This window comes from Billgrantia kenyensis (assembly GCF_013697085.1).
Lineage (GTDB): Bacteria > Pseudomonadota > Gammaproteobacteria > Pseudomonadales > Halomonadaceae > Halomonas > Halomonas kenyensis.
The window spans coordinates 12,201-35,803 of the sequence record NZ_JACEFT010000026.1; the positions used below are offsets into that span (position 1 = coordinate 12,201).

At 64.9% G+C, this 23,603-nt stretch carries 27 protein-coding genes; 18 read left to right on the forward strand and 9 right to left on the reverse strand.

Annotated features, from left to right (window positions below; all coding sequences use genetic code 11):
* Positions 1-6: 6 nt before the first annotated feature.
* Positions 7-432: an HIT domain-containing protein gene (locus H1D44_RS16565; protein WP_181516040.1), complete on the reverse strand. Its 426-nt coding sequence runs from the start codon at positions 430-432 to the stop codon at positions 7-9.
* A gap of 138 nt (positions 433-570) precedes the next feature.
* On the opposite strand from H1D44_RS16565, the gene H1D44_RS16570 reads away from it, so the two are divergent.
* The 3 genes from H1D44_RS16570 (at position 571) to H1D44_RS16580 (ending at position 1,377) form a co-directional block, all read left to right on the forward strand.
* Positions 571-708 (forward strand): entericidin A/B family lipoprotein, encoded by a 138-nt coding sequence (locus H1D44_RS16570; RefSeq protein ID WP_181516041.1) that lies wholly within the window; start codon positions 571-573, stop codon positions 706-708.
* A gap of 96 nt (positions 709-804) precedes the next feature.
* Entirely contained in the window at positions 805-936 is a 132-nt protein-coding gene (locus H1D44_RS16575) for an entericidin A/B family lipoprotein (RefSeq protein WP_181516043.1), read from the forward strand.
* 174 nt (positions 937-1,110) lie between these two features.
* On the forward strand, positions 1,111-1,377 hold the full coding sequence (locus H1D44_RS16580) for an I78 family peptidase inhibitor (protein ID WP_181516045.1): 267 nt from the start codon (positions 1,111-1,113) through the stop codon (positions 1,375-1,377).
* A 21-nt stretch (positions 1,378-1,398) separates the two neighbouring features.
* Here H1D44_RS16580 and H1D44_RS16585 read toward each other — a convergent pair whose 3' ends face one another.
* The 4 genes from H1D44_RS16585 to H1D44_RS16600 all read right to left on the reverse strand — a co-directional run bounded on the left by H1D44_RS16585 (position 1,399) and on the right by H1D44_RS16600 (position 5,167).
* Positions 1,399-1,920, reverse strand: a complete 522-nt coding sequence (locus H1D44_RS16585; protein ID WP_181516047.1) for an acyl-CoA thioesterase — start codon at positions 1,918-1,920, stop codon at positions 1,399-1,401.
* Between the two features lie 15 nt (positions 1,921-1,935).
* Complete coding sequence (locus tag H1D44_RS16590; RefSeq protein WP_181516049.1) at positions 1,936-2,319, reverse strand: DUF1622 domain-containing protein; 384 nt, start codon at positions 2,317-2,319, stop codon at positions 1,936-1,938.
* 70 nt (positions 2,320-2,389) lie between these two features.
* A complete protein-coding gene (locus H1D44_RS16595; RefSeq protein WP_181516050.1) occupies positions 2,390-3,700 on the reverse strand; it encodes a short-chain fatty acid transporter in 1,311 nt (436 codons plus the stop codon).
* Positions 3,701-3,778: 78 nt separating this feature from the next.
* A complete protein-coding gene (locus H1D44_RS16600; RefSeq protein WP_238984568.1) occupies positions 3,779-5,167 on the reverse strand; it encodes an MATE family efflux transporter in 1,389 nt (462 codons plus the stop codon).
* A 175-nt stretch (positions 5,168-5,342) separates the two neighbouring features.
* Between H1D44_RS16600 and H1D44_RS16605 the strand changes: the two genes are divergently transcribed.
* A complete protein-coding gene (locus tag H1D44_RS16605; RefSeq protein WP_181516052.1) occupies positions 5,343-5,660 on the forward strand; it encodes a hypothetical protein in 318 nt (105 codons plus the stop codon).
* Between the two features lie 13 nt (positions 5,661-5,673).
* Here H1D44_RS16605 and H1D44_RS16610 read toward each other — a convergent pair whose 3' ends face one another.
* The 3 genes from H1D44_RS16610 to H1D44_RS16620 all read right to left on the reverse strand — a co-directional run bounded on the left by H1D44_RS16610 (position 5,674) and on the right by H1D44_RS16620 (position 8,447).
* Positions 5,674-5,922: a YfhL family 4Fe-4S dicluster ferredoxin gene (locus H1D44_RS16610; RefSeq protein ID WP_181516053.1), complete on the reverse strand. Its 249-nt coding sequence runs from the start codon at positions 5,920-5,922 to the stop codon at positions 5,674-5,676.
* 82 nt (positions 5,923-6,004) lie between these two features.
* Positions 6,005-6,484 (reverse strand): pantetheine-phosphate adenylyltransferase, encoded by a 480-nt coding sequence (gene coaD, locus H1D44_RS16615; protein WP_181516054.1) that lies wholly within the window; start codon positions 6,482-6,484, stop codon positions 6,005-6,007.
* A gap of 85 nt (positions 6,485-6,569) precedes the next feature.
* Entirely contained in the window at positions 6,570-8,447 is a 1,878-nt protein-coding gene (locus H1D44_RS16620) for a beta-ketoacyl synthase (protein ID WP_181516119.1), read from the reverse strand.
* A 326-nt stretch (positions 8,448-8,773) separates the two neighbouring features.
* On the opposite strand from H1D44_RS16620, the gene trmB reads away from it, so the two are divergent.
* The 12 genes from trmB (at position 8,774) to H1D44_RS16680 (ending at position 20,084) form a co-directional block, all read left to right on the forward strand.
* A complete protein-coding gene (gene trmB, locus H1D44_RS16625) occupies positions 8,774-9,484 on the forward strand; it encodes a tRNA (guanine(46)-N(7))-methyltransferase TrmB (protein ID WP_181516055.1) in 711 nt (236 codons plus the stop codon).
* Positions 9,485-9,814: a DMT family transporter gene (locus H1D44_RS16630; protein WP_181516057.1), complete on the forward strand. Its 330-nt coding sequence runs from the start codon at positions 9,485-9,487 to the stop codon at positions 9,812-9,814.
* Between the two features lie 36 nt (positions 9,815-9,850).
* Positions 9,851-11,314, forward strand: a complete 1,464-nt coding sequence (gene dacB / locus H1D44_RS16635) for a D-alanyl-D-alanine carboxypeptidase/D-alanyl-D-alanine endopeptidase (RefSeq protein ID WP_422671778.1) — start codon at positions 9,851-9,853, stop codon at positions 11,312-11,314.
* Positions 11,315-11,352: 38 nt separating this feature from the next.
* Positions 11,353-11,724, forward strand: a complete 372-nt coding sequence (locus tag H1D44_RS16640) for a diacylglycerol kinase (RefSeq protein ID WP_181516059.1) — start codon at positions 11,353-11,355, stop codon at positions 11,722-11,724.
* Positions 11,725-11,801: 77 nt separating this feature from the next.
* On the forward strand, positions 11,802-14,783 hold the full coding sequence (gene glnE, locus H1D44_RS16645; protein ID WP_181516061.1) for a bifunctional [glutamate--ammonia ligase]-adenylyl-L-tyrosine phosphorylase/[glutamate--ammonia-ligase] adenylyltransferase: 2,982 nt from the start codon (positions 11,802-11,804) through the stop codon (positions 14,781-14,783).
* 38 nt (positions 14,784-14,821) lie between these two features.
* A complete protein-coding gene (gene aroQ, locus H1D44_RS16650) occupies positions 14,822-15,265 on the forward strand; it encodes a type II 3-dehydroquinate dehydratase (protein ID WP_181516063.1) in 444 nt (147 codons plus the stop codon).
* A 154-nt stretch (positions 15,266-15,419) separates the two neighbouring features.
* Positions 15,420-15,593, forward strand: coding sequence for a periplasmic nitrate reductase, NapE protein (locus H1D44_RS16655; protein WP_181516066.1), 174 nt, complete (start codon positions 15,420-15,422; stop codon positions 15,591-15,593).
* A 7-nt stretch (positions 15,594-15,600) separates the two neighbouring features.
* Entirely contained in the window at positions 15,601-16,101 is a 501-nt protein-coding gene (gene napF, locus H1D44_RS16660) for a ferredoxin-type protein NapF (protein WP_181516068.1), read from the forward strand.
* Positions 16,091-16,402 (forward strand): chaperone NapD, encoded by a 312-nt coding sequence (locus H1D44_RS16665; protein WP_181516070.1) that lies wholly within the window; start codon positions 16,091-16,093, stop codon positions 16,400-16,402. Before napF ends, H1D44_RS16665 begins: the two co-directional genes overlap by 11 nt.
* Positions 16,399-18,903 carry a nitrate reductase catalytic subunit NapA gene (napA, locus tag H1D44_RS16670; RefSeq protein WP_181516071.1) on the forward strand — a complete coding sequence of 835 codons (2,505 nt, stop codon included), beginning with the start codon at positions 16,399-16,401 and terminating at the stop codon, positions 18,901-18,903. Before H1D44_RS16665 ends, napA begins: the two co-directional genes overlap by 4 nt.
* Positions 18,904-18,927: 24 nt before the next feature.
* On the forward strand, positions 18,928-19,419 hold the full coding sequence (locus H1D44_RS16675; protein ID WP_181516072.1) for a nitrate reductase cytochrome c-type subunit: 492 nt from the start codon (positions 18,928-18,930) through the stop codon (positions 19,417-19,419).
* The gene (locus H1D44_RS16680) at positions 19,416-20,084 is read left to right on the forward strand and encodes a NapC/NirT family cytochrome c (protein ID WP_181516073.1); all 669 of its coding nucleotides are present in this window, start codon (positions 19,416-19,418) and stop codon (positions 20,082-20,084) included. The genes H1D44_RS16675 and H1D44_RS16680 overlap by 4 nt, the downstream gene beginning before the upstream one ends.
* A gap of 33 nt (positions 20,085-20,117) precedes the next feature.
* Here H1D44_RS16680 and H1D44_RS16685 read toward each other — a convergent pair whose 3' ends face one another.
* The gene (locus tag H1D44_RS16685) at positions 20,118-20,903 is read right to left on the reverse strand and encodes an IclR family transcriptional regulator domain-containing protein (RefSeq protein WP_181516074.1); all 786 of its coding nucleotides are present in this window, start codon (positions 20,901-20,903) and stop codon (positions 20,118-20,120) included.
* Between the two features lie 155 nt (positions 20,904-21,058).
* Here H1D44_RS16685 and H1D44_RS16690 point away from each other — a divergent pair, with 155 nt between their 5' ends.
* Positions 21,059-22,447 (forward strand): class-II fumarase/aspartase family protein, encoded by a 1,389-nt coding sequence (locus H1D44_RS16690; RefSeq protein ID WP_181516075.1) that lies wholly within the window; start codon positions 21,059-21,061, stop codon positions 22,445-22,447.
* A 212-nt stretch (positions 22,448-22,659) separates the two neighbouring features.
* Positions 22,660-23,490, forward strand: coding sequence for a 3-oxoadipate:acetyl-CoA acetyltransferase (locus H1D44_RS16695; RefSeq protein WP_181516076.1), 831 nt, complete (start codon positions 22,660-22,662; stop codon positions 23,488-23,490).
* The last annotated feature ends 113 nt before the right edge of the window (positions 23,491-23,603 follow it).

Sequence of the window (23,603 nt, forward strand, 5' to 3'; positions counted from 1 at the left end):
GCGACTTCAGAGCTCCAGTTGCAATCCATCCAACCGTGCCAGCAGGTGGTCGCGCATGCTGGCGAGTTCGTCCAGGTCATAGGGCTGCGCCTGGCCGTGGCCCCATACCGGCCCCGGCCAGGCGTCGTCTCCCCGGCGTCGTGCGACGAGATGGACATGCAGCTGGGCCACCACGTTGCCCAGGCTGGCAACGTTGATCTTGTCCGCCTGACTCAATTCCTTGAGCATTCGACTCACCTCGCTGGCTTCATGCCAGAGCTGATGTCGATCCGCCGCGGCCAGATCGAACACCTCGCTCACCCCCTTGCGACGGGGAATCAGGATGAGCCAAGGGAAGCGGGTGTCATCCATCAGCCGAAGTTGACTCAGCGGTAGTTCGGCCACCGGGTAGCTGTCCCTCACCAGGCGTTCATCCAGCTCTACTGACGACATTTTCTATGCCTCCCTCGACCATGGCCCGATGCCATCATGACATAGGGGGACAAGAAGCGCCTGTCACCGGAACGAGGCGAGGCGTCTCGTCAGCGGCTAAAGTGAAAGTGTGAGTCTTGCAAGACAGGAGGAAAAGTCATGAAGCGAACGATCGTGTCTACGCTGATGCTGCTCGTCGTGCTTTCACTGCTCAGTGGGTGCAACACCATGCGCGGCATGGGTGAGGATATCGAGGCGGGTGGCGAGGCGGTTCAGCGGCAGGCGAACTCATATTAGCGTTTTTCAAAATGATGACTGGCTGTTACGCTGAAATGGCCATTGCTTCACGGCAAGGAATGGAATTCCCAGACAGCATATCAAGGAGATAAGACCATGAAGAAAGCCATTGCCCTGAGTTTTGCCCTGTTGATGACTGCCGGTGCCCTGGCAGGCTGCAACACGATGGAAGGCGCGGGCCAGGATGTCGAGCGTGGCGGCGAGCACATGCAGGACGCCGCCCAGTAAACGTGACGGTCCGGCCTGGCAGCATACGGGTGACCTGGCAGTCTCCCCGTGTGCTGCCTTGGCGCCTATCCAACCAGCTTTACCCCACCCACTGACTGAGACCTTTGCATGGTTAGCCCAACGCGGTTATGCCTGGCTTCTATCGGCTTGATACTAATGGCAGGTTGTACGCCCATGCCAGATTCGAATCCCCCCCATGAGCCCGCCCCGAAACCGCCTCAGGTCGACGAGAGCGAGGATGCCTGCGGTGCCCGCCACGTGCAGGATCGCATCGGCAGGGATTATGACGAGGCGCTGGGCGAATCGATCCAGCGCGAAAGCGGTGCTGCCACGCTGCGCGTTATCCGCCCGGGGCATGCCTACACCATGGAGTACCGAGGCGACCGGATTAACGTCCATATCGACGAAGGCGACACGATCACCGACATTGGCTGTGGTTGACGCGGTTTCAGGGCCTGCTATCTATTCCTTGTGGCCGTGCTCGGCTTGAGCACGGCGCTCGGCCTCTTCGGCCTGCTTGCGCATGGCCTTGCGTAGTGCCGCCTTCTCGAAGCGCAGCTTCTGCAGCGGTGTGTCCAGCTTGAGCGGCGGCACTGGCGCAGGGTGCCCATTGGCATCCACCGCCACCATGGTCAGGTAGCAGCTGTTGGTGTGGCGGATGACCTTGTCGCGAATGTTTTCGGCCACGACCTTGATGCCTATCTCCATCGACGAGCGGCCGACGTGGTTGACGCTGGCCAGAAAGGTGACCAGCTCGCCGACATGGATTGGCTGCTTGAACAGCACCTGATCGACCGAGAGGGTCACTACATAGTGCCCGGAATAGCGGCTGGCGCAGGCATATGCCACCTCATCGAGCTTCTTGAGGATGGCGCCGCCGTGAACCTTGCCACTGAAGTTGGCCATGTCAGGCGTCATCAGCACGGTCATGCTCAGCTCGTGCTGGCCGGGGAAGTCGTGGGGCAGGCTGCCGGTGTCGGCCATAGTCAGATTACCTTGTCAGTCGTTTTCGTCATCCGTCTTGCCACCCGCCGCTCGCCTGTAACGGCTGTCCTGCCATGGCCAGTGTCCTTCTACCTCGACGTGTAGCGTGAAGGCGAGGAAGGCTCGGATCAGCACGATGATACCCAGGGTGGCGACCTGCTGGCCGGTATTGGCAATGATGACGGTCTTGATCACATCGCCGGCAATGAGGAAGTCCAGTCCCAGTATAAGCGCGCGGGCGATGCCGTGCCGGTAGTGCATGAAAGCGCGCTGCTCGTGGAACATGCGGTGGTGAAAGAAGCGCCAGGAGGTAATGGCGAAGCCGCCGACGATGACGGCGACCCCCAGCAACTCGATGATCAGCGCAATCGTATCGATGATCTCGATGATCGGGCTCATAAGGCTCGCTGCAGTGGCGTTGGGTACCGGGCCCTGGTCTTCCAGGGCCCGCGTTTGCTATGGCAGTGGTTCAGAACCAGGTCAGGCCGATGGAGATCACGGCACCGGTAATGAACAGCTGGATCAGGCAGAAGCCCATGATGTCCTTGGCCTTGAGCCCGGCGATGGCCAGCACCGGCAGCGCCCAGAACGGCTGCAGCAGGTTGGTCCAGGCATCCCCCCAGGCCACCGCCATGGAAACCCGTGCCACGTCCACGCCCAGCGCCTCGGCGGCGGGCAGCATCACTGGCGCCTGCACCGCCCACTGACCGCCGCCAGAGGGTACGAAGAGGTTGACGATACCGGCGCTGATGAAGGACCAGAAGGGCAGCGAGGTCTCGGTGGCGAAGGAAACCAGTCCTTCGGACATGCTGGCAGCGAGCCCCGACTGCACCATGATTGCCATGATCCCGGCATAGAAGGGGAACTGGATGACGATGCCGGCGCCGCCCTTGATCGCCTCGTTGAGGCTGGTCAGCAGGCTGCGGGGGGTGCGGTGCAGCACGATGGCAAGGAACAGGAACAGGAAGTTGACGATGTTCAGGTTCAGGCCACCGCCGCGGAGGAAGAAGTGGTCGAGCAGGAAGATCAGGCCGGGGATGCCCACCAACCAGGCCAGGGTGACGCTGTTCTCCAGGCGCTCAGCCGGTCGGGCAATGCGGACCCGGGTCTCCTCGTCGTCGCCCAGCAGCTTCGGGTCCACGTAGACGCTCTCCTTCTCGTCGGGGAGCATCATGCGGTTGACCAGCGGTATGACGATGAACAGACAGACCACGATGGCCAGGTTGAAGAAGGCAAAGATGGTCGAGCCGGTGCCGATCACGCCGATCTGGTCGGCAGTGAAGTGGTCATCGGTGGCGATGGTCAGCGGGATGGAGCCGGCCAGGCCGCCATGCCACACCACGAAGCCGGAGTAGGCGCTTGCCACCAGCAGGCGATAGTCGACGCGGACCAGGCGGGCCAGCTCCTTGGCGAACAGCGCCCCGACCACCAGGCCGAAGCCCCAGTTGATCCAGCTGGCCGCCAGCGACACATAGGTCACCAGCAGGATTGCTCCGCCGGGGCCGTTGGCCAGCGCCGCCAAGCGCTGCAGCAGCTTCTTCACCGGCGGTGAGCTGGCCAGCATGAAGCCGGTGACCAGCACCAGCAGCATTTGCATGGAGAAGGTCAGCAGGTTCCAGAAGCCGTCGCCCCACATGCGCATCACCGCCAGTGGCGTCTGGCGCTCCACGCCGATGGCGGCGGCGGCGGCAATGACCGTTAGCAGCAGCACGAAGATGAAAGGGTTCGGGAGATAGCGTTCGACCAGCTTGACGGCGGGCCTCGATAGCATTTTGAGCATGACGGGATCGCTTCTTTTGGTTATCTGGTTACATTCGCACCATAGCGTAAAGGCATCGCCTTGCCCTAATAAAATGGCCTAGCCGGAGCGCTCGGTTACGCTGGGTGCCGCATCGGCCAGCACTCGGTGACGCCACCGGGTGCGCCGATAGTGGCGATAGTAGCCAACCAGCACTGCCGAGCGAACCAGCGCGAAGACGAGGAAGGCTAGCCACAAGGCATGATTCTCGTAGCCCAACGGGGCGACGCGCTGGCCCAGCCACCAGACCGGCAGGTAGGCCGCCAGGGCGATGAAGATGCTGTTGCGCATCTCGCGGATCGCCGTGGCGCCGATGAAAACACCGTCGAACAGGTAGCTCCAGACTGCGACCAGCGGCATGGCGACCATCCAGGGCAGGTACCCGGCGGCCGTCGCGCGCACCTCCGGCAGGCCGGTCAACAGGGCGATCAGGTAGTGACCGCCCAGGGCGAAGGCGAGTGCCGCGGCGCCAGCGGTGAGCAGCGAGAACCAGGCAGCGGCGGTGACGGCGGTGGCGAACTCATCCCAGCGACGTCGGCCCACGGCTCGGCCGACGATGGCCTCGGCGGCATGGGCGAAGCCATCCAGCGCATAGCTGATGAGGATGATGAACTGCAGCAGCACGGCATTGGCGGCCAGAACGGTATCGCCCTGTACCGCCCCGCGAGAGGTGAAGAAGGCCATCGCGAACAGCAGCCCCAGGGTGCGCACGAAGAGGTTGGCATTGACCTGGAGCAGCTCGGCGTAGGCGGCAAGCTTGAACAGGCGCTCGCGCAGGAAACGCCCCTCCAGCAGCTTGAGCTGGCGCAGCACCAGCCAGGTGCCGAAGGCAAGCGCAGTGTAGTCGGCAATCACCGAGGCCCAGGCCACGCCGTCGCTGGTCATGCCCAGGCCGACGACGAACAGCAGGTCCAGTGCGATATTGACGCTATTGGTGAGAACCAGGATGGCCAGGGTGACTCGCGAGTTCTGCTGGCCCAGGAACCAGCCCAGAATGGCATAGTTGGCAAGCACCGCAGGTGCGGAAAGGATGCGGATCTGCGCATACTCGGCGGCCACGCGGGTGGCGACCTCGCTGCCGTCGAGCAGCCAGAGCCCCAGGCTTATCAGCGGTTGGGAAAACAGGATCAGCAGCGTCCCGATACCCATGGCCAGCAGCAGCGACTGGCCCAGCAGGTTGCGTACCTCGCTGTCATTTTCCCGACCCACCGCCTGGGAGGTCAGCCCGGTGGTCCCCATGCGCAGGAAGCCGAAGCCCCAGTAGAGAAAGCTGAACAGGGTGGCGCCCAGCGTCACGCCGGCCAGATAGCGGGAGTCTGGCAGGTGACCGACCACGGCGGTATCCACCAGCCCCAGCAGCGGCACGGTGATATTGGAGAGGATGATCGGCCAGGCCAGCGTCCAGATGCGCCGTCGGGCGGTCGTTGTCTCGCTCTGCCGGGTTGCCACGCTCAGCCCCTGTGTTCGACGAACCGTGCAGCATGGCGGGCAGCGGGTCATAACGCAACCGCTGCGTGGCGCTACTGGCGGCCCGGCGCAGGCTGTGGGATGTTATGGGCTGCAAGGCTGGCTGGGTATCGCCCAGAAAGAAAGCGGCATGCAATGACGAACGCAGGGGAAGGAAATGAAACGACTTGTGATGATGATGGGGGTCGCAGCCGTGTTGGCAACCGGCAGCCTTCAAGCGTCGACTCAGCAGCAGATGGAAGCGCGGCCCAGCGGAGGTGCGATGATCGCGGATGCCCTGATTGCAAGGCCGCTGCTGCTGGTGGCAACGCTCGGTGGCACGGCCCTGTTCGTGGTATCGCTGCCATTCTCGGCAATGGGCGGCAACGTCGACCAGGCTGCCGAGACGCTGGTGAAAACTCCAGCCGAGGCGACATTCCGGCGTTGCCTCGGCTGTACGTCGATCAATTCACGTCCCGCAGAGGGACAGCGCTGACCGGGCGCCGGGGTCAGGCCGCGGTGATCAGCCGATACTTGGCCATCAGCTCGTCACGTGTCTCGCGGCGCTCGGGGTCGAGGGGAATGCAGTCGACCGGACAGACCTGCTGGCACTGCGGTTCGTCGTAGTGGCCGACGCACTCGGTGCACAGGTTGGGGTCGATGATGTAGATTTCCTCGCCCGCCGAAATGGCGTCGTTGGGGCATTCGGGTTCGCAGACGTCGCAGTTGATGCATTCGTCGGTGATCATCAGGGCCATTGGGGCTACCTCGCGATTGACCAGGCCGCAACCGGCCTCGCCAGGGTAAAGCGACTCGGGAAGGTAATGCCGAGTAAATGGGTCAGGTATTGTAATGCTTGCGCAGGGTTTCGGCGACCCTGGGGTGAACCAGGCTCGAGATATCCCCGCCCAGCTTGGCGATCTCCCGCACGATGGTCGAGGAGATGTAGGAGTTCTCCACCGCCGGCGTGAGGAACACGCTTTCGAGCTCCGGCGCCTGAGCCCGGTACATGTTGGCCAGCTGCAGCTCGTACTCGAAATCGGACACCGCGCGCAACCCGCGCAGGATGATGTGCGCCTGCTGCTCGGCCATCATGTCGGTCAACAGTCCCGAAAAGCCGATCACCTCGACGTTGTCGAGCCCGGCCGAAACCTCGCTTGCAAGGTCGATGCGGGTATCGAGGTCGAGGGAGGGGTTCTTGCCCGGGCTGGCCGAAATGGCGACCACTACCTTGTCGAATAGCCGAGAGGCGCGTTCGATCAAGTCATAGTGACCATGGGTGATGGGGTCGAACGTGCCGGGATAGACCGCGATCTTCATGGCGCTAGGCTCACTCGTGCAACTCAGGGGTGGCTCAGGGTAACCGCCAGCGACCGAACCGACAATGTCGGCGGGCCGCGTCGAATCACTCTTCCAACTTGCCGAAGGGGTTGTCCACGGCCAGCGACACCGGGCGTGCATAGCCAGGTATGGTGATCTGGCTGGCATCGACCTCGAGCTCCGGGCCTTCCAGCACTCCCTCGCCGAAGCGGTAGCGTACCTCGTAGTCGCCGCGATCGGCCGCGGCCAGGTAGGCCTGGCTGGCCTTGCGGGTGCTATCGCGTCGCTCACGCCAGGCCGCCACCGCGGCCTCGCCGTGGCGCTGGACCAGCAGGCGCTCGGTGACGCTGGGAGAGAGTACGACCCCGGTGGCATTGTTGCCGCCGAAGCCTTTGGCGTTGATGAAGGCAGCATCGGCCTCGAATGGCTGCGGTTGCTGCGAGAAGCGCAGGCGTTCGGCGTACACGTCGTCGGCGACGGCATCGAGGGTGGGGATACCCGGCAGCAGGCCGTGGGCAAAGCTGCCCAGGGCACTGGCCAGCTGGTCGCCGGCCGCACTGCCCTGGGAGTGGCCAACGAAGGCCTTTACCGCGACCACCGGCCAGCTCTCGATGCCGTGAGCCTTGGCGACCAGGTCGAAGACGTGCGACTCGGTCACCCGGTTCTTCGGGGTGCTGGTGCCGTGAGCGTGCAGAAAGGTGCGCTCACGCAAGGCGGTATCGCCGAGCATGTCGCTGACCAGGGAGGCCGCCTTGCCCAGGGTAATGTAGTTGCCGATGCCGGGCGCCGAGATCGACCGCTTCCAGCCGTCGGCATTGACATAGACGCCGGGCACGCTGCCAAGGATCTCGGCGCCGAGCTCCAGCGCCAGGGCATCGTCGAGCAGCAGGATGAACTGGCTGGATTCGGCAATGGTGAAGCCGCAATTGCGTGCAAAGGGACGGCAGGCGCGCTGGTAGTCGGCATCGGTGAGCAGCTCCAGGGCGTCCAGCGCCTTGAGGCTCTCGTCGTCGGCCAGCGCACCCATGGCGCGAAAGCCCTCGATGATCTCCGGCGTCACAGGGGCATCGGAGGTGCCCACCATCACCGCCCGACGATGCCCGTTGCGGATGTCCTCGACGCCCAGGCGCAGGTTGTAGAGGAAGCTGGCACAGGCGCCCAGCGCCGCACCGGTGCCGCCGACGCTGCCCAGCACATAGGCGTTGAGGAAATCGGCCGGCATCTGCCCGTAGCCCAGCGGCATCTGCTTGGAGGTGGCGCGGTTGCCCGAGACGAAGCTCTTGAGTAGCCCGCCCCAGCCTTCGTCATCGAGCTGGCCGATGGAGTTGCCGGCGTAGACGGCGATATCGTCGGGGTCGAGTCGGTCACGCAGGGCATCCCACTCCAGGCCACTGCCGGCCAGGCAGTCGCTGGCGGCGAAGATAGCCATCGATAGCCCGCGAGGATGGTGCACGCTACGGTAATAGCGGCTGGGGTCGAAACCACCGGGCAACTGGCCGGCGGCACGCACCAGGGCGGGCCTCGTCTCCGGCAGCAGCACCTCGAGCTCGCCAGGCGGAACCGTGACCTCCAGTGTGTGGCGGTCCAGCTCCCTCACCTGCCAGGTGGGGGCCAGTCGCTCGGGCAGTTGACGGCGGCGGATCGTGAAGGTCAGCCCGCTCTCCAGGCCCAGCGTGGCACGTCGGTTGGCCGGCAAGCCTTCGTCATTGAAGCAAGGGGTTTCGATGCGCCGGATCAGGGTGTGATCGAGCACCTGTCCGCGGCAAGTATCGGCCAGTCGAGCAGCGTCGACGGGATTCCCGGCGGTGTCGTGCCAGGCGCCGTCCCGATGGCTGGCAAGGCCCATCAAGGCAGCCAGGCCGAGCAGCAGCGCTTCTTGCTCGGCTTCGGGAAGGGCGTCGATCACGGTGCGACGAAATGCTTGATGGCCAGAAGTACGACCGGCGGCGTTGACGCCGCCCATGCCGACGATCACCGGTAAGTGTGACAAGCCGCTTTCCTCGTTGTGCTGTTCGTGCGAGTCGGTATGCATACAAGACTGGCGATCATAGCACTCGCTTCGGGACGCCGTCATGGGCGCGGCACGCAAGTTGCGGCCAGCAATAGTGAAACGAACGTTTGAAATATGCTTCGAAAGGCGTTATCCTGTCATGGCTGTTTGAGTCATACGAGTGGGTATGTGGGCGCTCCTGTCTTTGGAGCGCCTTTTTTTCGCCCTTTTTTCGCCCTCGCCCGGCGCAGCATGGCTGTTAGAATGGCCAGTTCGTCAACAACCGAACCCATTGCCGCATGCTTGCCCTATCCCGCACCATCACGACCAACCAGGACGGCCCCCACCGCGATGTCGTGAAGCGCGTCGAGCGCGCCCTGTGCCATCCGCTGCGCAAGCCCGTGGCGGCGCACACGCGCGCGGCGTTCGAGCAGGCCCAGGCCTGGTACCTACGTCACGGCGAAGGCGGGCACCGCCCGCTGATCCTCGATGCCGGCTGTGGCGTGGGGCTCTCCACTCGCCAGCTCGCCGCGCGCTTCGAGGACCACCTGGTGATCGGTGTGGATCGCAGCGCCGAGCGGCTTGCGCGTGAGCATGGTGAAGTCGGTGACAATGCTCTGCTGGTGCGTGCCGACCTGGTGGATTTCTGGCGCCTGGCGCTGGCGGCCGGCTGGCAGCCGGCGCGACACTATCTGCTCTATCCCAACCCCTACCCCAAGTCGTCGCACCTCAAGCAGCGCTGGCACGGCCACCCGGTACTGCCGGTCATCCTGGCCCTTGGCGGCCGGCTGGAGCTGCGCTCCAACTGGCGGCTCTATGTCGAGGAGTTCGCCCTGGCACTGGAACATGTCACCGGAGTGACAAGCCCGGTCGAGGCCTTCGCGCCCGAGCTGCCGTACCTGACCCCCTTTGAACGAAAATATCATGCCAGCGGTCAGTCACTCTGGCGTCTGGTTGCCGAGCTGCCGCACGCCCCCGAGCTGGTCCCTGGTGAACGGGAGGCTAACTGAATGGCATTCGTCTATCTGGCGCTGGCCATCGTGGCGGAAGTGGTGGCAACCAGCGCGCTCAAGGCGACGCATGGCTTTACCCGACTAGGCCCCAGCCTGGTGGTGGTGATCGGCTACGCCATTGCCTTCTATATGCTGGCGCTGGTACTGCGCACCATCCCGGTGGGCATCGCCTATGCAATCTGGGCCGGGCTGGGTATCGTTCTGGTGGCGCTGGTGGGCGTGCTGGTGTACGGCCAGCGTCCTGATCTTCCAGCGGTGCTGGGTATTGGATTGATCGTTGCCGGTGTGGTGGTGATTCAGCTCTTTTCACGCATGTCCGCCCACTGAGTCAACGGCTCCGGGGCGCAGGATGGAAGTCTTCGAATGACGTCGTATGCTAACGCCTGGCTCCGCTGCCTGGTTCTCTTTTGCGGCTTGATGCTGCCCCTTGCCGCCTCGGCATCGGGCTTCAGCAGCCTGGAAAAAATGACAGAGAGCGGCTTTCGCATCAGCGCCGAGGCCAGGCTGCTGGGTGACGGCGGGCGGGACGGCGTCATGCTGGGAGCCATCGAGCCGCAGCGCCAGCTTTCGCCAGCCTCGGTGACCAAGGGCTACCTCGCCGCAGCGGCCCTCGATCGCTGGGGCCCCCAGCATCGCTTTACCACACGGCTGGTCAGCAGTGCCGAGCTCGACGCCAACGGCGTGCTTCGCGGCGACCTGGTCTTCGATGGCGGCGGCGACCCGGCGCTGGTCACCGAGGACCTGTGGCGCCTGGCTCAGCGCCTGCACCAGGCCGGTGTGCGCGAGGTCGAGGGGCGCCTGGTGGTCAGCCAGTGGCGCTTCGGCCCGGTGGAGTGCATTACCACCGATCGCTGCGAGGCTCGCACGCGGGTGGGCAACAGCTACAGCGCGCTGCTTTCGTCCGCCGGGGTCAATCATGGCAACTGGTGTGTCAACGTCGCGCCGGGGGCCGCGGCCGGCGAGCCCGCTCGAGTGACCAGCTGCGACACCCAGGCGCTGGTACTCGGCATCGACAACGGGATCGAGACGCGTCCGCCCAACAGTGGCACCGAGTTCAGTGCCGAGCGGGTGACACGGGACGATGGCGACATGATGCTGCTGCGTGGCCAGATCTCCCTAAACGCCTCGCCCCGCGACGTCTACCGCGCCAGCGGCGACCCCGCCCGCCAGACCGCCCGCACGCTGATGGCCATGCTTGATCAGGCCGGTATTGGCGTGGGCGAGGGCTACGTCACCAGCATCGAGGAGCCGCCGGCTGCCGCCCGCACCCTGGCACGGGTGGAGGGCAGGCCGCTCCAGGAACTGCTGCTGCATGTGATGAACTACTCCAACAACTTCATGGCCGACGTGCTGGCGCTCAACCTGGTCGATACTCCGCGGGCCAGCCTGCTGGAGGCCGGTGAGGCGATTCAGGATTACGTCGCCGGCCTGCCCGACCATGGGCCGGTCGTCATGCTCAGCGGCAGCGGCCTGACTACCGAGAACCGCACCTCGGCCCATGGCGCCAACGTGCTGCTGGAAAGCATGTTCCATCGCTCGTCGCTGTTTCCCAGCTTCGTCGCCAGCTTCCAGTCGCCGGCCAACGGGGTGTCGCGCTTCATACGTCGCGGCTCACCGCTGTTTCAGGACAACATCATGCTCAAGACCGGCACGCTCAATCAGCCCTATGCCGTGCGCGCCGTCAGCGGTTACTTTCGCACCCGTTCGGGACGCTGGGGTGTCTTCACGGTGATGGTCAACGGCACCTCTTCCACGCCTTGGCTCAACTGGACGCAGGTGCTGGACCCGCTCTCCGAGGACCTCGCGCGCATGGTCGAGGCACACTGACCCGCTAGGCATCACCTGCTGATAAGGATAGCGAGACGATGAAACCAGAACGTACCGGATGGCGACATTTGATCGATGCCACGGGCTACTCGATCAAGGGGTTCAGGTTCGCCTACCGCCATGAGACGGCATTTCGCCAGGAGCTGGCCCTGTGTGTGGTGATGCTGCCGCTGGCATGGTGGGTCGGCTCGGGTCCGGTGGAGTGGATATTGCTCGTGGGCAGCTGCCTTCTCGTGCTCGCCATGGAGCTGATCAACAGTGCCATCGAAAGCGTGGTGGACCGCATCGGTACCGAGCACCATGAGCTGTCGGGCCGGGCCAAGGATATCGGCTCTGCCGCGGTGATGGTAACGCTGATCATCGCCGGCCTGACCTGGGGGTTGCTGGGCTGGGACAAGTTCTTTGGCTGAGTGACACTGCGGGGGTGCCGCCGCGCCGCCCCTTCGATATGCTGGAGGCACTCTCGCTGCGACAAGGCGCGTTGCCCATGCCGATCCCCGATGACTTCCTGCCCGACGACGATCTAGCCCCTGCGCTGCTGCCTGCCCTGGAAAAGGCCCGGCAGCGGTTGGACGAGAGCCTGGCCCAGGCCGATAACGTGGCCGAGATGACCGGCCAGGAGTGTCCTTCGGAAAACTGGCTGGCACTCGACCGAGAGCGGCGGTGCCAGCTTGCCCGCGTGCTGGTCATCTCCGACTTCGTCCTCGATACGCTGGTGCGCTATCCCGATTGGCTGTTGCATCTCGATGCCAGCGGCGAGCTCGAGACGGCGCCCGGGGCCGATATCCTGGCAGCCTGGCTGGCCGAGCGGCTGGAGGGGGTGGAAGATGAGGCGGACCTGCACGCTGCCCTGCGGCGTTTCCGCCGGGCGCGCATGCTGGGCATCGTCTGGCGCGACCTGACCCGCCCGCCGGAAATCGACATGTGGGCAACGGCGGGCGCCGTCTCGACGCTCGCCGAGGTGTGCCTGGAAGGCGCCCTGGATTGGCTCGAGCGGCACCTCGAGCCGCGTTGGGGTCGCCCGACGGCGCGCAGCGACGGCCGTGAACAGCGCCTGGTGGTGCTGGGCATGGGCAAGCTCGGTGCCGGCGAGCTCAACCTCTCCTCGGATATCGACCTGATCTTCGCCTATCCCGAGCAGGGCGAGACCGAGGGCGGACGCAAGTCACTCGAGCATCAGGAGTACTTCACCAAGCTGGGCCAGAAGCTGATCGCCGCCCTGGATGCGGTAACCGCCGACGGCTTTGCCTTTCGCGTCGACATGCGCCTGCGTCCGCTGGGCGAGGGCGGGCCGCTGGTGGGCAGTTTCTCCTCGCTTGCCGCCTACTATCAGGATCAGGGCCGGGAGTGGGAGCGCTATGCCCTGCTCAAGGCGCGCACCGTTGCCGGCGACCTGGAGGCCGGCGCCGAGCTGCTCGGTAACCTGCGGCCCTTCGTCTATCGCAAGTACCTCGACTTCGGTGCCATCGAATCGCTGCGTGAGATGAAAGCACTGATCAATCGTGAAGTGAAGCGCAAGGGCATGCAGGCCAACATCAAGCTTGGCCCCGGCGGCATCCGCGAGGTGGAGTTCGTGGTCCAGGCTTTCCAGTTGATCCGTGGTGGCCGTGACACCGAGCTGCAGGTCACCTCGCTGCGTACCGCGCTGTCGCGCCTGCCGCCGCTGGGGCTGCTGCCGCAAGGCGTGGTCGATGAGCTCGAACCCGACTACGTCTTCCTGCGCGACCTGGAGCATGTGCTGCAAGCGCTGGAGGATCGCCAGACCCAGAGCCTGCCCGGTGACGACCTCGACCGGGAGCGAGTCGCCCTGGCGCTGGAGATGGAGGACTGGCCGGCGGTGGTGGCAAGGCTCGAAGAGGTGCGCGAGCGCGTGCGTCAGCACTTCGATGCGGTGATCGCAGATCCTGAGGAAGAGGTCGAAGAGGCGAGTGATAATGGCGGCGAGGAGCGGCTCTCACTCGACGACTGGCGCGCCCTGTGGTGCGACGAGCTCGAGGAGCAGGAGGCGCTGGCGCTGCTGGCCGAAGCCGGCTTCGATCAGACCGAGACCGCCCTGCGACGCCTTGTCGGGCTGCGTCAGTCGCGTCAGGTGCAGTCCATGCAGCGCATCGGCTACGACCGCCTGGAAGCGCTGATGCCGCTGCTGCTCGATGCCGTGGCCGAAAGCGAGACTCCCGACAGTGCGCTGGAGCGGGTGCTGCCGTTGATCGAGTCGGTCCTGCGGCGCACTGCCTATCTGGCATTGCTGCGCGAGAACCCCGAGGCGCTGAGTCACTTGATGGAGCTGTGCAGCGCCAGCCCCTGGATCGCCGAGCAGCTCGCCCGCTATCCGATCCTGCTCGATGAACTGCTGACACCGGAAACCCTCTATACCCCCGCCGACAAGGCTCGCCTGGCCGATGAGTTGCGCCAGTCGCTGGGACGCCTACCCGAGGATGACGAGGAGGCCCAGCTCGAGGCCCTGCGCGTATTCAAGCACGCCCATGTGCTGCGCGTTGCCGCCTCCGATATCGCCGGTACCCGGCACCTGATGAAGGTCAGTGACTATCTCACCTATATCGCCGAAGTGCTGCTAGAGGCGGTGCTGGCCATGGCCTGGCGCCACCTGGTGCGCAAGCATGGCTACCCACTGCGGCGCGACGGCAGTCGGGCCGGAGCCGAACCCGAGTTCCTCATCGTCGGCTATGGCAAGCTGGGCGGCATCGAGCTGGGCTACGGTTCCGATCTCGACCTGGTCTTCATTCACGACGCCGATGCCCAAAGCGAAACCGACGGCGCAAGGCCCATCGACACGCCGGTCTTCTTCACTCGCCTGGGTCAGCGCGTCATCCACCTGCTCACCGCGGTGACGCCGGCCGGGACCCTCTACGAGGTCGACATGCGCCTGCGCCCCTCGGGCAACGCCGGCCTGCTGGTCACCACCCTCGAGGCCTTCGCTGACTATCAGCGCCGTGAGGCCTGGACCTGGGAGCACCAGGCGCTGGTTCGGGCTCGGGTGGTCGCGGGGCACTCGTGCCTGGCCGAAGGCTTCGATGACGTGCGCTGCGAAATCCTCGGCCGCGAGCGCGACCGTGAGGCGCTGCGTGGGGAGGTGGTCAAGATGCGTCACAAGATGCGCGAGCACCTGGGCGGCAAGAGCGAGGCAGGCGAGTTCGACCTCAAGCACGACCCCGGCGGCATGGTCGACATCGAGTTCCTGTGCCAGTTCGCGGTGCTCGCCATGGGTCACGAGACCCCGGAGCTGCTGCGCTGGAGCGACAACATGCGCATCCTGGAAACCCTGGAGAGCAGCGGGCGTCTGCCTGCCGAGGAGTGCCAGCGCCTGCGCGACGCCTACCTGGCGCTGCGCAGTGCGGCCCACCGGGCCTCGCTGACCCGAGAGGCCGCCCGCGGGCGCGAGGAAGACTTCGCTGCGCACCGCAAGGTCGTGATCGATGCCTGGCAGCGGCTGCTCGAACCGCAGGCGTGAGGCTGGACGCTCAACCCCTTCAGTAAAGAGAAAGCGCAATGAACAAGGTTCTGGTACTGCATGGCCCCAACCTCAACCTGCTGGGCACACGCCAGCCGGAGATCTATGGCCACGAGACCCTCGACGACATCAACAACTCGCTCTACGAAAAAGCCGCCCTCAACGGCTGGGACATCAAGGCGCTGCAGAGCAACCATGAAGGCGGGCTGATCGACGCCATCCACGCTGCCCGCGAGGACGGCACGGCGGCGATCATCATCAACCCCGCCGCCTATACCCACACCTCGGTGGCCATTCTCGATGCCCTCAACGCCTTCGACGGCAAGGTGATCGAGGTGCATCTATCCAACGTGCACAAGCGCGAGAGCTTCCGCCACCACTCCTATGTCTCGCTGCGCGCCGACGGCGTTATCGCCGGCCTCGGCAGCCAGGGCTACCTGGCGGCGCTGGACGCGCTGATCAAGTCAGCTGCCAAGGCGTGAAGCCACCCTGGGATGATCTGCCACTGACGAGTCGGGCCCGCCAACGGCGGGTCCGATTCGTTTCTTTTTGTAACAAGCGCTTGGGATGCTGGAATATTAGCTACTCTGACAACAGGAGGTACAACGACAACTAGCGGGTTATTAGGGGATTAGTATGGAAGACCCGGATACCATGGCGCCGGCAGAACGAAAAAAGAAGGAGTTCAAGCTCTTCCTCTTCATTGCCATCCTGCTGTTTCCGATGCTGGCCATAGCCGTCGTGGGCAGTTTCGGCTTCTCGGTATGGATCTACCAGACCTTCGCCGGTCCTCCCGGGCCTCCGAGCTGAGGACCGTATGCCCAGGACGGATAATAACAAGACACGTCGCCAGTTCTTTCGCTCCCTTGGCGGACACGGCCCGATCCAGCGGCCACCTTGGACCGACCGTGACTTCACCGATCAATGCGTGCGCTGCGCGGCCTGTATCGAGGCCTGCCCCGAGCGGGTGCTGTTCCATGGCGGCGGAGGCTACCCTGAAATCCGCTTCGACCAGGAGGGCTGCACCCTTTGCCGCGCCTGCGTCGACGCCTGCGATGAAGACGTTTTCGATACCCGCCGCCCGGCCTTTGCCTGGCGAGCCCGTATCGAGAACCACTGCTTGGCCCTGGCCGAGATTCACTGCCAGAGCTGTCAGGACGCCTGCGACTGGCAAGCCATCACCTTTTCCCCTCAACTGGGGCGCCCGCCCACGCCGCGGCTGAACCGCGAGGCCTGTACCGGCTGCGGTGCCTGCCAGGCCCAGTGCCCCAACCATGCCATCACAATGACAAGTGAGGAGATGGCCCATGCCGAATGAAGCCCTGCACATCGCCAGCCTGCTGGTGCATGCCCGGCCCGCGCAGCGCCAGGAAGTGGCGCAATGGCTGGCCGCCCAACCCGAGTGCGAGGTCAGCGCCGAAGATGCCTCCGGCAAGCTGGTGGTGGTGGTCGAGAGCCTGCGCGAGGTGCGCATTCTCGAGCTGATCGATGCACTGCAGCTGCGGCCGGGCGTGCTGGGGGCGGTGCTGGTATATCACCAGGTGCTTGACCCGGCCAGCGCCGACGAGCTCGCCGATTCCATTCAACCGCAAGCCACTGCAGAAGGGGTGCCGACATGAAGATGACGCGTCGCGAATTCGCCAAGGCCAACGCGGTGGCCGTGGCGGCGGCAACCGCCGGCATGGCGATACCCGCCGCTGCCAGCAATCTCATCACCAATGCCGAGCTGACACGGCTGAACTGGAACAAGGCGCCCTGCCGCTTCTGTGGGGTGGGCTGCAGCGTCATGGTGGGTACCCAGGGCAACCGCATCGTGGCCACCCACGGCGACATGCACTCGGAGGTCAACCGAGGGCTCAACTGCGTCAAGGGCTACTTCCTGTCCAAGATCCTCTATGGCGAGGACCGCCTGCAGCAGCCAATGCTGCGCAAGCGCAACGGCGTCTACGACAAACGCGGCGACTTCGAGCCGGTCTCCTGGGACGAGGCCCTCGACCTGATGGCCGACAAGTTCAAGACCGCCATTCGCGACCATGGGCCCGAAAGCGTGGCGATGTTCGGCTCCGGCCAGTGGACCATCTGGGAGGGCTACGCCGCCAGCAAGCTGTTCAAGGCCGGGCTGCGCTCCAACAACATCGATCCCAATGCACGCCACTGCATGGCTTCGGCGGTGTTCGCCTTCATGCGCGCCTTCGGCTCCGACGAGCCGATGGGCGTCTACGATGACATCGAGCACGCCAACGCCTTCGTGCTGTGGGGCTCCAACATGGCGGAGATGCACCCGATCCTGTGGACCCGGGTCACCGACCGCCGGCTCTCCTATCCCGATACCCAGGTGGCGGTGCTCTCCACCTTCGAGCACCGCAGCTTCGACCTGGCCGACATCCCCATGGTGATGAAGCCCAACGCCGATGTGGTGATCCTCAACTACATCGCCAACCACATCATCCAGACCGACCGCGTCGACCGCGACTTCGTCGAGAATCACACCAACTTCGTGCGCGCGGTGGACGACATCGGCTACGGCCTGCGCGACGAGCATCCGCTGCAGCAGGCCGCCGCCAACGCCGACGAGCCCAACCGCTGGTCGGAGATGAGCTTCGACGAGTTCGCCGACCACGTCGCCGACTTCACCCTGGAGCGGGCGGCACGCGAGTCCGGGGTCTCCGAGAGCCGCCTGGAGCGGCTGGCCGAGCTCTACGCCGACCCCGACATCAAGGTCATGTCCTTCTGGACCATGGGGGTCAACCAGCACACCCGCGGCGTGTGGGTGAACAACCTGATCTACAACCTGCATCTTCTCACCGGCAAGATCTCCGAGCCCGGCAACAGTCCCTTCTCATTGACCGGCCAGCCTTCTGCCTGCGGCACGGCGCGCGAAGTGGGCACCTTCGCCCATCGCCTGCCGGCTGACCGGGTGGTCGCCAACCCCGAGCACCGTCGCGAGGCGGAGGAGATCTGGAAGCTGCCCGAGGGCACCGTTCCCGAGAAAGTGGGCTTTCACGCCGTGGAGCAGAGCCGCAAGCTCAAGGACGGCGAGATCAAGGTCTACTGGACCCAGGTCAACAACAACATGCAGGCCGGGCCCAACACCCAGCAGGAGATCCTGCCGGGCTGGCGCAACGAAGAGGCCTTCGTCATCGTCTCCGACATCTACCCCACGGCCTCGGCCCAGGCCGCCGACCTGATCCTGCCGGCGGCCTCCTGGGTCGAGAAGGAGGGCGCCTTCGGCAACTCCGAGCGGCGTACCCAGTTCTTCCACCAACTGGTCAATGCCCCGGGTGAGGCGCGCTCCGACCTGTGGCAGATGGTGGAGCTCGCCAAGCGCATCGATGTCGCCGACGTGTGGCCCAGCGAACTGCTCGACAGCGCCCCCGAGTACCGCGACAAGACGCTGTTCGAGCTGCTCTACGCCAACGGCCAGGTCGACAGCTACCCGCTCTCGGACATGGAGGAGGGCTACGCCAATCAGGAGGCCGAGGCGTTCGGCTTCTATATCCAGAAGGGGTTGTTCGAGGAGTACGCCCGCTTCGGCCGCGGCAAGGGCAAGGACCTGGACTATTTCGATACCTATCACCAGAACCGCGGCAAGCGCTGGCCGGTGGTCGACGGCGAGGAAACCCTGTGGCGCTATCGCGAGGGCTACGACCCCTACGTGGAGGAGGGCAAGGGCGTGCAGTTCTACGCCAAGCCCGATGACCGCGCGCTGATCTTTGCCGTCCCCGACGAGCCACCCCCCGAGATCCCGGATGAGGAGTATCCCTACTGGCTCTCCACCGGGCGGGTGCTGGAGCACTGGCATACCGGCTCCATGACCCGTCGCGTACCGGAGCTGCATCGGGCGGTGCCGGCGGCGCTGCTCTACATGCATCCGGAGGATGCCCGCGAGGAGGGCATGCGGCGTGGCAGCGAAGTGAAGGTGGTCAGCCGTCGTGGCGAGGTGCGCCTGCGGGTCGAGACCCGCGGCCGGGTGCGTCCGCCGCGGGGCCTGGTCTACGTGCCCTTCTTCGATGCCAACCGGCTGATCAACAACGTGGTGCTGGATACCACCGACCCGATCTCCAAGCAGACGGACTTCAAGAAGTGCGCGGTTCGTCTCGAACTGGTCAGCCTGGCCTGAGGCCGAGACAGAAGGAGAAATGCAATGAAATGGCTCACTATGCTCAGTCTGTCGCTGGCGCTGGTCATTGCCGGCCTGGTGATCGCCGAAGAGCGCCGGGACGATTCGGCCCCGGACGGCCTGCGGCCGGGCGGCACCCTCAGCCAGTCACTCCCGGCACCGCCACTGGCCGGCGAGCCCCGGGACGCGGGGCGCGAGGTACTCAACTACCCCGAGCAGCCGCCGGTCATTCCCCACGGCATCCGCGACTATCAGGTCGATGCCCGAGCCAATCGCTGCCTGACCTGCCACAGCCGCGAGCACGCAGTTCAGGCCGGTGCGCCCATGGTCAGCATCAGCCACTTCCGCGACCGCCACCAGCAGGTGCTGGCGGCGGTGTCGCCCGACCGCTATTTCTGCACCCAGTGCCACGTGCCGCAGACCGATGCCAGTCCTATCGTCCCCAACACCTTCCTCAACGTCGATCAGGTGCTGGGAGAAATGCTTCAGGAGCAGCGTGAGGGAGGTGGCCAATGAAGCGCTGGCTGACCACTTACTGGCGACTCCTGATGCGCCCCAGCATGCACTTCAGCCTGGGGTTCCTGACCCTTGGCGGCTTCATCGCCGGGATCTTCTTCTGGGGTGGCTTCAACACCGCGGTGGAGGCAACCAATACCCAACAGTTCTGCATCTCTTGCCACGAGATGGAGCGCAACCCCTATCGTGAAATGCAGGGCACGATCCACGACGTCAACCGCTCGGGGGTCGGCGCCCAGTGTGCCGACTGTCACGTGCCCCATGGCTGGACGCACAAGATGGCGCGCAAGATGGAAGCCTCCAAGGAAGTGTGGGGCTGGATCTTCGGCACCATTCGCACCGAAGAGCAGTTCGAGGACAAGCGGCGCGAGCTGGCGGAAAGGGAGTGGGCCAGGCTCGAGGCCAACGACTCGCTGGAGTGTCGCAACTGCCACGACTTCGAGTCCATGGACTTCACCCAGCAGAGCTCACGGGCCGCGCAAGCGCACTCCACCACCCTGGCCGATGGAGAGGCCACCTGCATCACATGCCACAAGGGCATCGCCCACGAGCTGCCCGACATGAGCGAGTTCTATCAGACGAGTGCCACGGGGTTGCCTGACATCGCGTCCTGGGTCGCGCACCTGGAACGTGATGCACCGGCTGCCGGGGCATCGCCCCATTGACCCTCGCGGCAGGCAAGGCCCGCGGTTTCGCACTCAGCTGACCGTTTCGCGAATTTCGCGGGCCTTTCGTTGCAGCAGCGGCAAGTATTCCCGCATCAGGGTGTCGAGATCGACCCGGGCGGCATTGGTGCTGATGTTGATGGCGCCGAGCAGCTTGCCGTTGGCGTCGAAGGCCGGCACCGCCAGCGAGCGCAGCCCCGAGTCGAGTTCCTGGTCGGCGATGGCATAGCCCTGCTGGCGCACCTTGAGAATGCACTGTTTAAGCGTCGCCTTGTCGGTCACGGTCTTGTCGGTGTGGCGCTCCAGGGTGACCCGCTCCAGGAAGGCATCGAGTTCGGCGTCGGGCAGTTGAGCCAGCAGCGCTCGGCCCATGGAGGTGTGCGCCGCGGGCAGCCGGGTGCCCACCGAGAGGGTGATGGCCATCAGCCGATGGGGAGCGGAGGAGCGTGCCACATAGGTAACGGCATCGCCGTCGAGCACGCCCAAGGACGAGGATTCGCCGCTTTCTGCGGTGATGTCCTCCAGTACCTGCTGGATCACGCTACGATAGTTGTTGGCGGAGAGAAAGGCGTAGCCGAGCTGCAGTACCCGTGGGGCCAGCTCGAAGTAACGGCCCTGCTTCCTCACGTAACCCAGCGCGTGCAGCGTGAGCAGGAAGCGCCGGGCGCGGGCGCGGTTCATGTCGGTGCGTGCCGCCACTTCGCTGAGCGTCATGCGCGGGTTGGCCTCGTCGAAGGCCAGAATGACCTCGAGGCCGCTGGCCAGGGCGGTCACGAAGTCGCGGTCGTCTGGGCTGAGAACCTCTTCCTCTGGTGTCATTGTCGTTCCGTTATCGTGAGTTGCTCCCGGGTCGCACCCAATCTAGCATAGTGTTCGAATCACGAACACTTGTTCGACTATAGGCTGAGCGATTGGCAAGGCCAAGCCGTGAGTCCGCGCCCTTATTACCGGAAACATGTTACCGGAGGCATGATATGTCCGACGCCCTGTTTCAGCATCCCTTCATGAGCCAAGCCGCGCTGAATGAGTGCAATGCCCAGGCCATGGTGTCAGGCATGCTGGCCTTCGAGCTGGCCCTGGCCGAGGTGCAGGAGGTGCGTGGCCTTCTGCCCGAAGGTGTGGCGGCGCAGATGCGTCAGGCACTCGAAGGGCACGCCTTCGATACCACGGCCATTGGCGCCGGCGTGGCCAGCGGCGGCAACGCGGCGATCCCCTTCGTCAAGCAGGCGCGCGCCGCACTGCCCGCCGAGCTGCGGCGCCATTTCCATCTGGGCGCCACCAGCCAGGACGTGGTCGACTCGGCGCTGATGCTGATGTTAAAGCCGCGCTTGGCGGCGCTGGATGCGCTGCTGCGGCGCTGTCGCAACGTCGCGCTCGCTCTGATGAAGGCTCACGAGACCACGGTGATGGTAGGGCGCACCCTGATGCAGCAGGCGCTGCCGGTCACCTTTGGCGTCAAGGTGGCGCACTGGGGCATCGGCCTGGAGCAGGCGCGCCGTCGTCTTGTCACCCTCGAGCTGCCGGTGCAGTTCGGTGGTGCGGTGGCCGTTCACTCTGGTTTGGACGGGCCGGGCTTGGATGGACCGGGCTTGGACGGGCAGGGATCGGATGAAACCGATCCGAGCGGGCTGGGCTTGGAACTGATGGATGCCCTGGCGCAGCGCCTCGAGCTGAGCGCCCCGGCACTGCCCTGGCATACCGACCGCCAGCCGATCCATGCGCTGGCCACCGCGCTGGACGCCGCGGCTGGTGCCGCCGAAAAGCTGGCGCTCGACGTCGCGCTGCTGACCCAGACCGAGGTGGGCGAGGTGAGCGAGCCCGGCGGCGAGGGCATGGGCGAGTCCTCTTCCATGCCGCACAAGCGCAACCCGGTGCGCTGTGCACTGATTCGAGGCGCGGCGCGGCAGGTTCACGGCCATGTCTCGGTGATCCTCAACGCCCAGGCCCAGCCGCTGGAGCGCGGCCTGGGCGAGTGGCACGCCGAGTGGACGCCGCTGCTCGACAGCGCGCTGCTGGTGGAGGGGGCGCTGGAGCAGGCCGCCGTGCTGCTCGAAGGCCTCGAGGTGCACCCCGAGGCCATGCGCCGCAACCTGGCGGCGACCGGTGGCAGCATCATGGCCGAGCCGGTATCGCGCTTGCTGGCGCCCACGCTTGGGCAGGATGCGGCCAAGCGCATCAGCGCCGAGGCCGCCGAAACGGCCCGTCTGCAGGGCGTGGCCTATGCCGATGCGCTGCAGGCTCACCCTGAGTTGCAAGGGCAGGTGAGCCCGGAGGCGCTGCGTCAGGCCACCGATCCTTCTTTATACCTTGGTAGTAGCCAAGCCCAGGTGCGCCGTGCTGCTGTCTGGCTCCAGCGCGAATAATGTGCTGAAAACTCATCGATTGATGACACCCGACGAGGGGAGGCCTGGCCTCCCCTTTGTTTTTTTGCACGCTTGCCGATTTGACCGCAGAGAGACAGGGCGCTAGATTGTTCGTATTGCAAAATTAAGTTCGTCATGCGAACTTTTTGGAAATCTTCTCAGACATTGATCCGTCAACGTCTGGCTGCGCCCCGGCTCCTCGAGAGGTCATCATGTCTAATCCCTGCATCATCTGCGTTGCCATTACCGGCAGCTTGCCGCGCAAGGAAAACAACCCCGCTGTTCCCATTACTGTCGAGGAGCAGGTCGAGAGTACCCAGGCCGCCTTCGAGGCCGGGGCGACGATCGCTCACTGCCATGTGCGCAACGACGACCAGACGCCGAGCTCGGACCCCGAGAAGTTCGCTCGCCTGATGGAAGGCCTGAAAAAGCACTGCCCGGGCATGATCATTCAGCTCTCCACCGGCGGCCGCTCCGGCGCCGGCGAGGAGCGCGGCGGCATGCTGTCGCTCAAGCCGGACATGGCCAGCCTCTCGGTGGGCTCCAACAACTTTCCCAACCGCGTCTACGAGAACCCGCCGCAGCTGGTGGAGTGGCTTGCCGAGGAGATGCTCAAGTACGCCGTGAAGCCAGAGATCGAAGCTTTTGACCTGTCGCATATTCACCAAGCGGTGCAGCTTTCCAGGCAGGGCAGGCTCAAGGCGCCCCTTTACGTCCAGTTCGTGATGGGGGTCAAGAATGCCATGCCGGCGGACAAGCCGACCTTCGACTTCTACATCGAGACCCTGCAGCGACTGGCTCCGGATGCCCAGTGGTGCGGTGCCGGCGTCGGTTCCAACCAGCTTTTGCTGAATGAGTGGTCGATCGCCGCGGGCGGTCACACCCGTACCGGCCTGGAAGACAATGTGCGGCTCGACCGCGATACCCTGGCGCCCTCCAATGCCGCCCTTGTCGAGCGTGCCGCCGCACTGTGCGAGAAGTACGAGCGCCCGGTGGCGACGTGGCAGCAAGCCCGCGAGATCCTCGGTCTGGCCTCTGACTGAAACCAGCGGTGTAGGTGTCTTGGTTATACCTTGGTAGTGGTTCGGGCTGAAGGGTGTTGCGCCCAGTCTCGCGCTTTTCTCAATTATTGTTCGATATATCAATCTATTAAAAG

What these genes read in the sequence shown, in the direction of transcription:
- H1D44_RS16580 (WP_181516045.1), top strand. Translation starts at nt 1,111, where the DNA reads ATGCCAGATTCGAATCCCCCCCATGAGCCCGCCCCGAAACCGCCTCAG.
- H1D44_RS16690 (WP_181516075.1), top strand. Translation starts at nt 21,059, where the DNA reads ATGTCCGACGCCCTGTTTCAGCATCCCTTCATGAGCCAAGCCGCGCTG.
- H1D44_RS16585 (WP_181516047.1), bottom strand. Translation starts at nt 1,920, where the DNA reads ATGGCCGACACCGGCAGCCTGCCCCACGACTTCCCCGGCCAGCACGAG.
- H1D44_RS16630 (WP_181516057.1), top strand. Translation starts at nt 9,485, where the DNA reads ATGGCATTCGTCTATCTGGCGCTGGCCATCGTGGCGGAAGTGGTGGCA.
- dacB (WP_422671778.1), top strand. Translation starts at nt 9,851, where the DNA reads ATGACGTCGTATGCTAACGCCTGGCTCCGCTGCCTGGTTCTCTTTTGC.
- H1D44_RS16590 (WP_181516049.1), bottom strand. Translation starts at nt 2,319, where the DNA reads ATGAGCCCGATCATCGAGATCATCGATACGATTGCGCTGATCATCGAG.
- coaD (WP_181516054.1), bottom strand. Translation starts at nt 6,484, where the DNA reads ATGAAGATCGCGGTCTATCCCGGCACGTTCGACCCCATCACCCATGGT.
- aroQ (WP_181516063.1), top strand. Translation starts at nt 14,822, where the DNA reads ATGAACAAGGTTCTGGTACTGCATGGCCCCAACCTCAACCTGCTGGGC.
- H1D44_RS16610 (WP_181516053.1), bottom strand. Translation starts at nt 5,922, where the DNA reads ATGGCCCTGATGATCACCGACGAATGCATCAACTGCGACGTCTGCGAA.
- H1D44_RS16575 (WP_181516043.1), top strand. Translation starts at nt 805, where the DNA reads ATGAAGAAAGCCATTGCCCTGAGTTTTGCCCTGTTGATGACTGCCGGT.
- napA (WP_181516071.1), top strand. Translation starts at nt 16,399, where the DNA reads ATGAAGATGACGCGTCGCGAATTCGCCAAGGCCAACGCGGTGGCCGTG.
- H1D44_RS16595 (WP_181516050.1), bottom strand. Translation starts at nt 3,700, where the DNA reads ATGCTCAAAATGCTATCGAGGCCCGCCGTCAAGCTGGTCGAACGCTAT.
- trmB (WP_181516055.1), top strand. Translation starts at nt 8,774, where the DNA reads ATGCTTGCCCTATCCCGCACCATCACGACCAACCAGGACGGCCCCCAC.
- H1D44_RS16565 (WP_181516040.1), bottom strand. Translation starts at nt 432, where the DNA reads ATGTCGTCAGTAGAGCTGGATGAACGCCTGGTGAGGGACAGCTACCCG.
- H1D44_RS16640 (WP_181516059.1), top strand. Translation starts at nt 11,353, where the DNA reads ATGAAACCAGAACGTACCGGATGGCGACATTTGATCGATGCCACGGGC.
- H1D44_RS16620 (WP_181516119.1), bottom strand. Translation starts at nt 8,447, where the DNA reads ATGGGCGGCGTCAACGCCGCCGGTCGTACTTCTGGCCATCAAGCATTT.
- H1D44_RS16685 (WP_181516074.1), bottom strand. Translation starts at nt 20,903, where the DNA reads ATGACACCAGAGGAAGAGGTTCTCAGCCCAGACGACCGCGACTTCGTG.
- glnE (WP_181516061.1), top strand. Translation starts at nt 11,802, where the DNA reads ATGCCGATCCCCGATGACTTCCTGCCCGACGACGATCTAGCCCCTGCG.
- H1D44_RS16605 (WP_181516052.1), top strand. Translation starts at nt 5,343, where the DNA reads ATGAAACGACTTGTGATGATGATGGGGGTCGCAGCCGTGTTGGCAACC.
- napF (WP_181516068.1), top strand. Translation starts at nt 15,601, where the DNA reads ATGCCCAGGACGGATAATAACAAGACACGTCGCCAGTTCTTTCGCTCC.
- H1D44_RS16675 (WP_181516072.1), top strand. Translation starts at nt 18,928, where the DNA reads ATGAAATGGCTCACTATGCTCAGTCTGTCGCTGGCGCTGGTCATTGCC.
- H1D44_RS16665 (WP_181516070.1), top strand. Translation starts at nt 16,091, where the DNA reads ATGCCGAATGAAGCCCTGCACATCGCCAGCCTGCTGGTGCATGCCCGG.
- H1D44_RS16695 (WP_181516076.1), top strand. Translation starts at nt 22,660, where the DNA reads ATGTCTAATCCCTGCATCATCTGCGTTGCCATTACCGGCAGCTTGCCG.
- H1D44_RS16655 (WP_181516066.1), top strand. Translation starts at nt 15,420, where the DNA reads ATGGAAGACCCGGATACCATGGCGCCGGCAGAACGAAAAAAGAAGGAG.
- H1D44_RS16570 (WP_181516041.1), top strand. Translation starts at nt 571, where the DNA reads ATGAAGCGAACGATCGTGTCTACGCTGATGCTGCTCGTCGTGCTTTCA.
- H1D44_RS16680 (WP_181516073.1), top strand. Translation starts at nt 19,416, where the DNA reads ATGAAGCGCTGGCTGACCACTTACTGGCGACTCCTGATGCGCCCCAGC.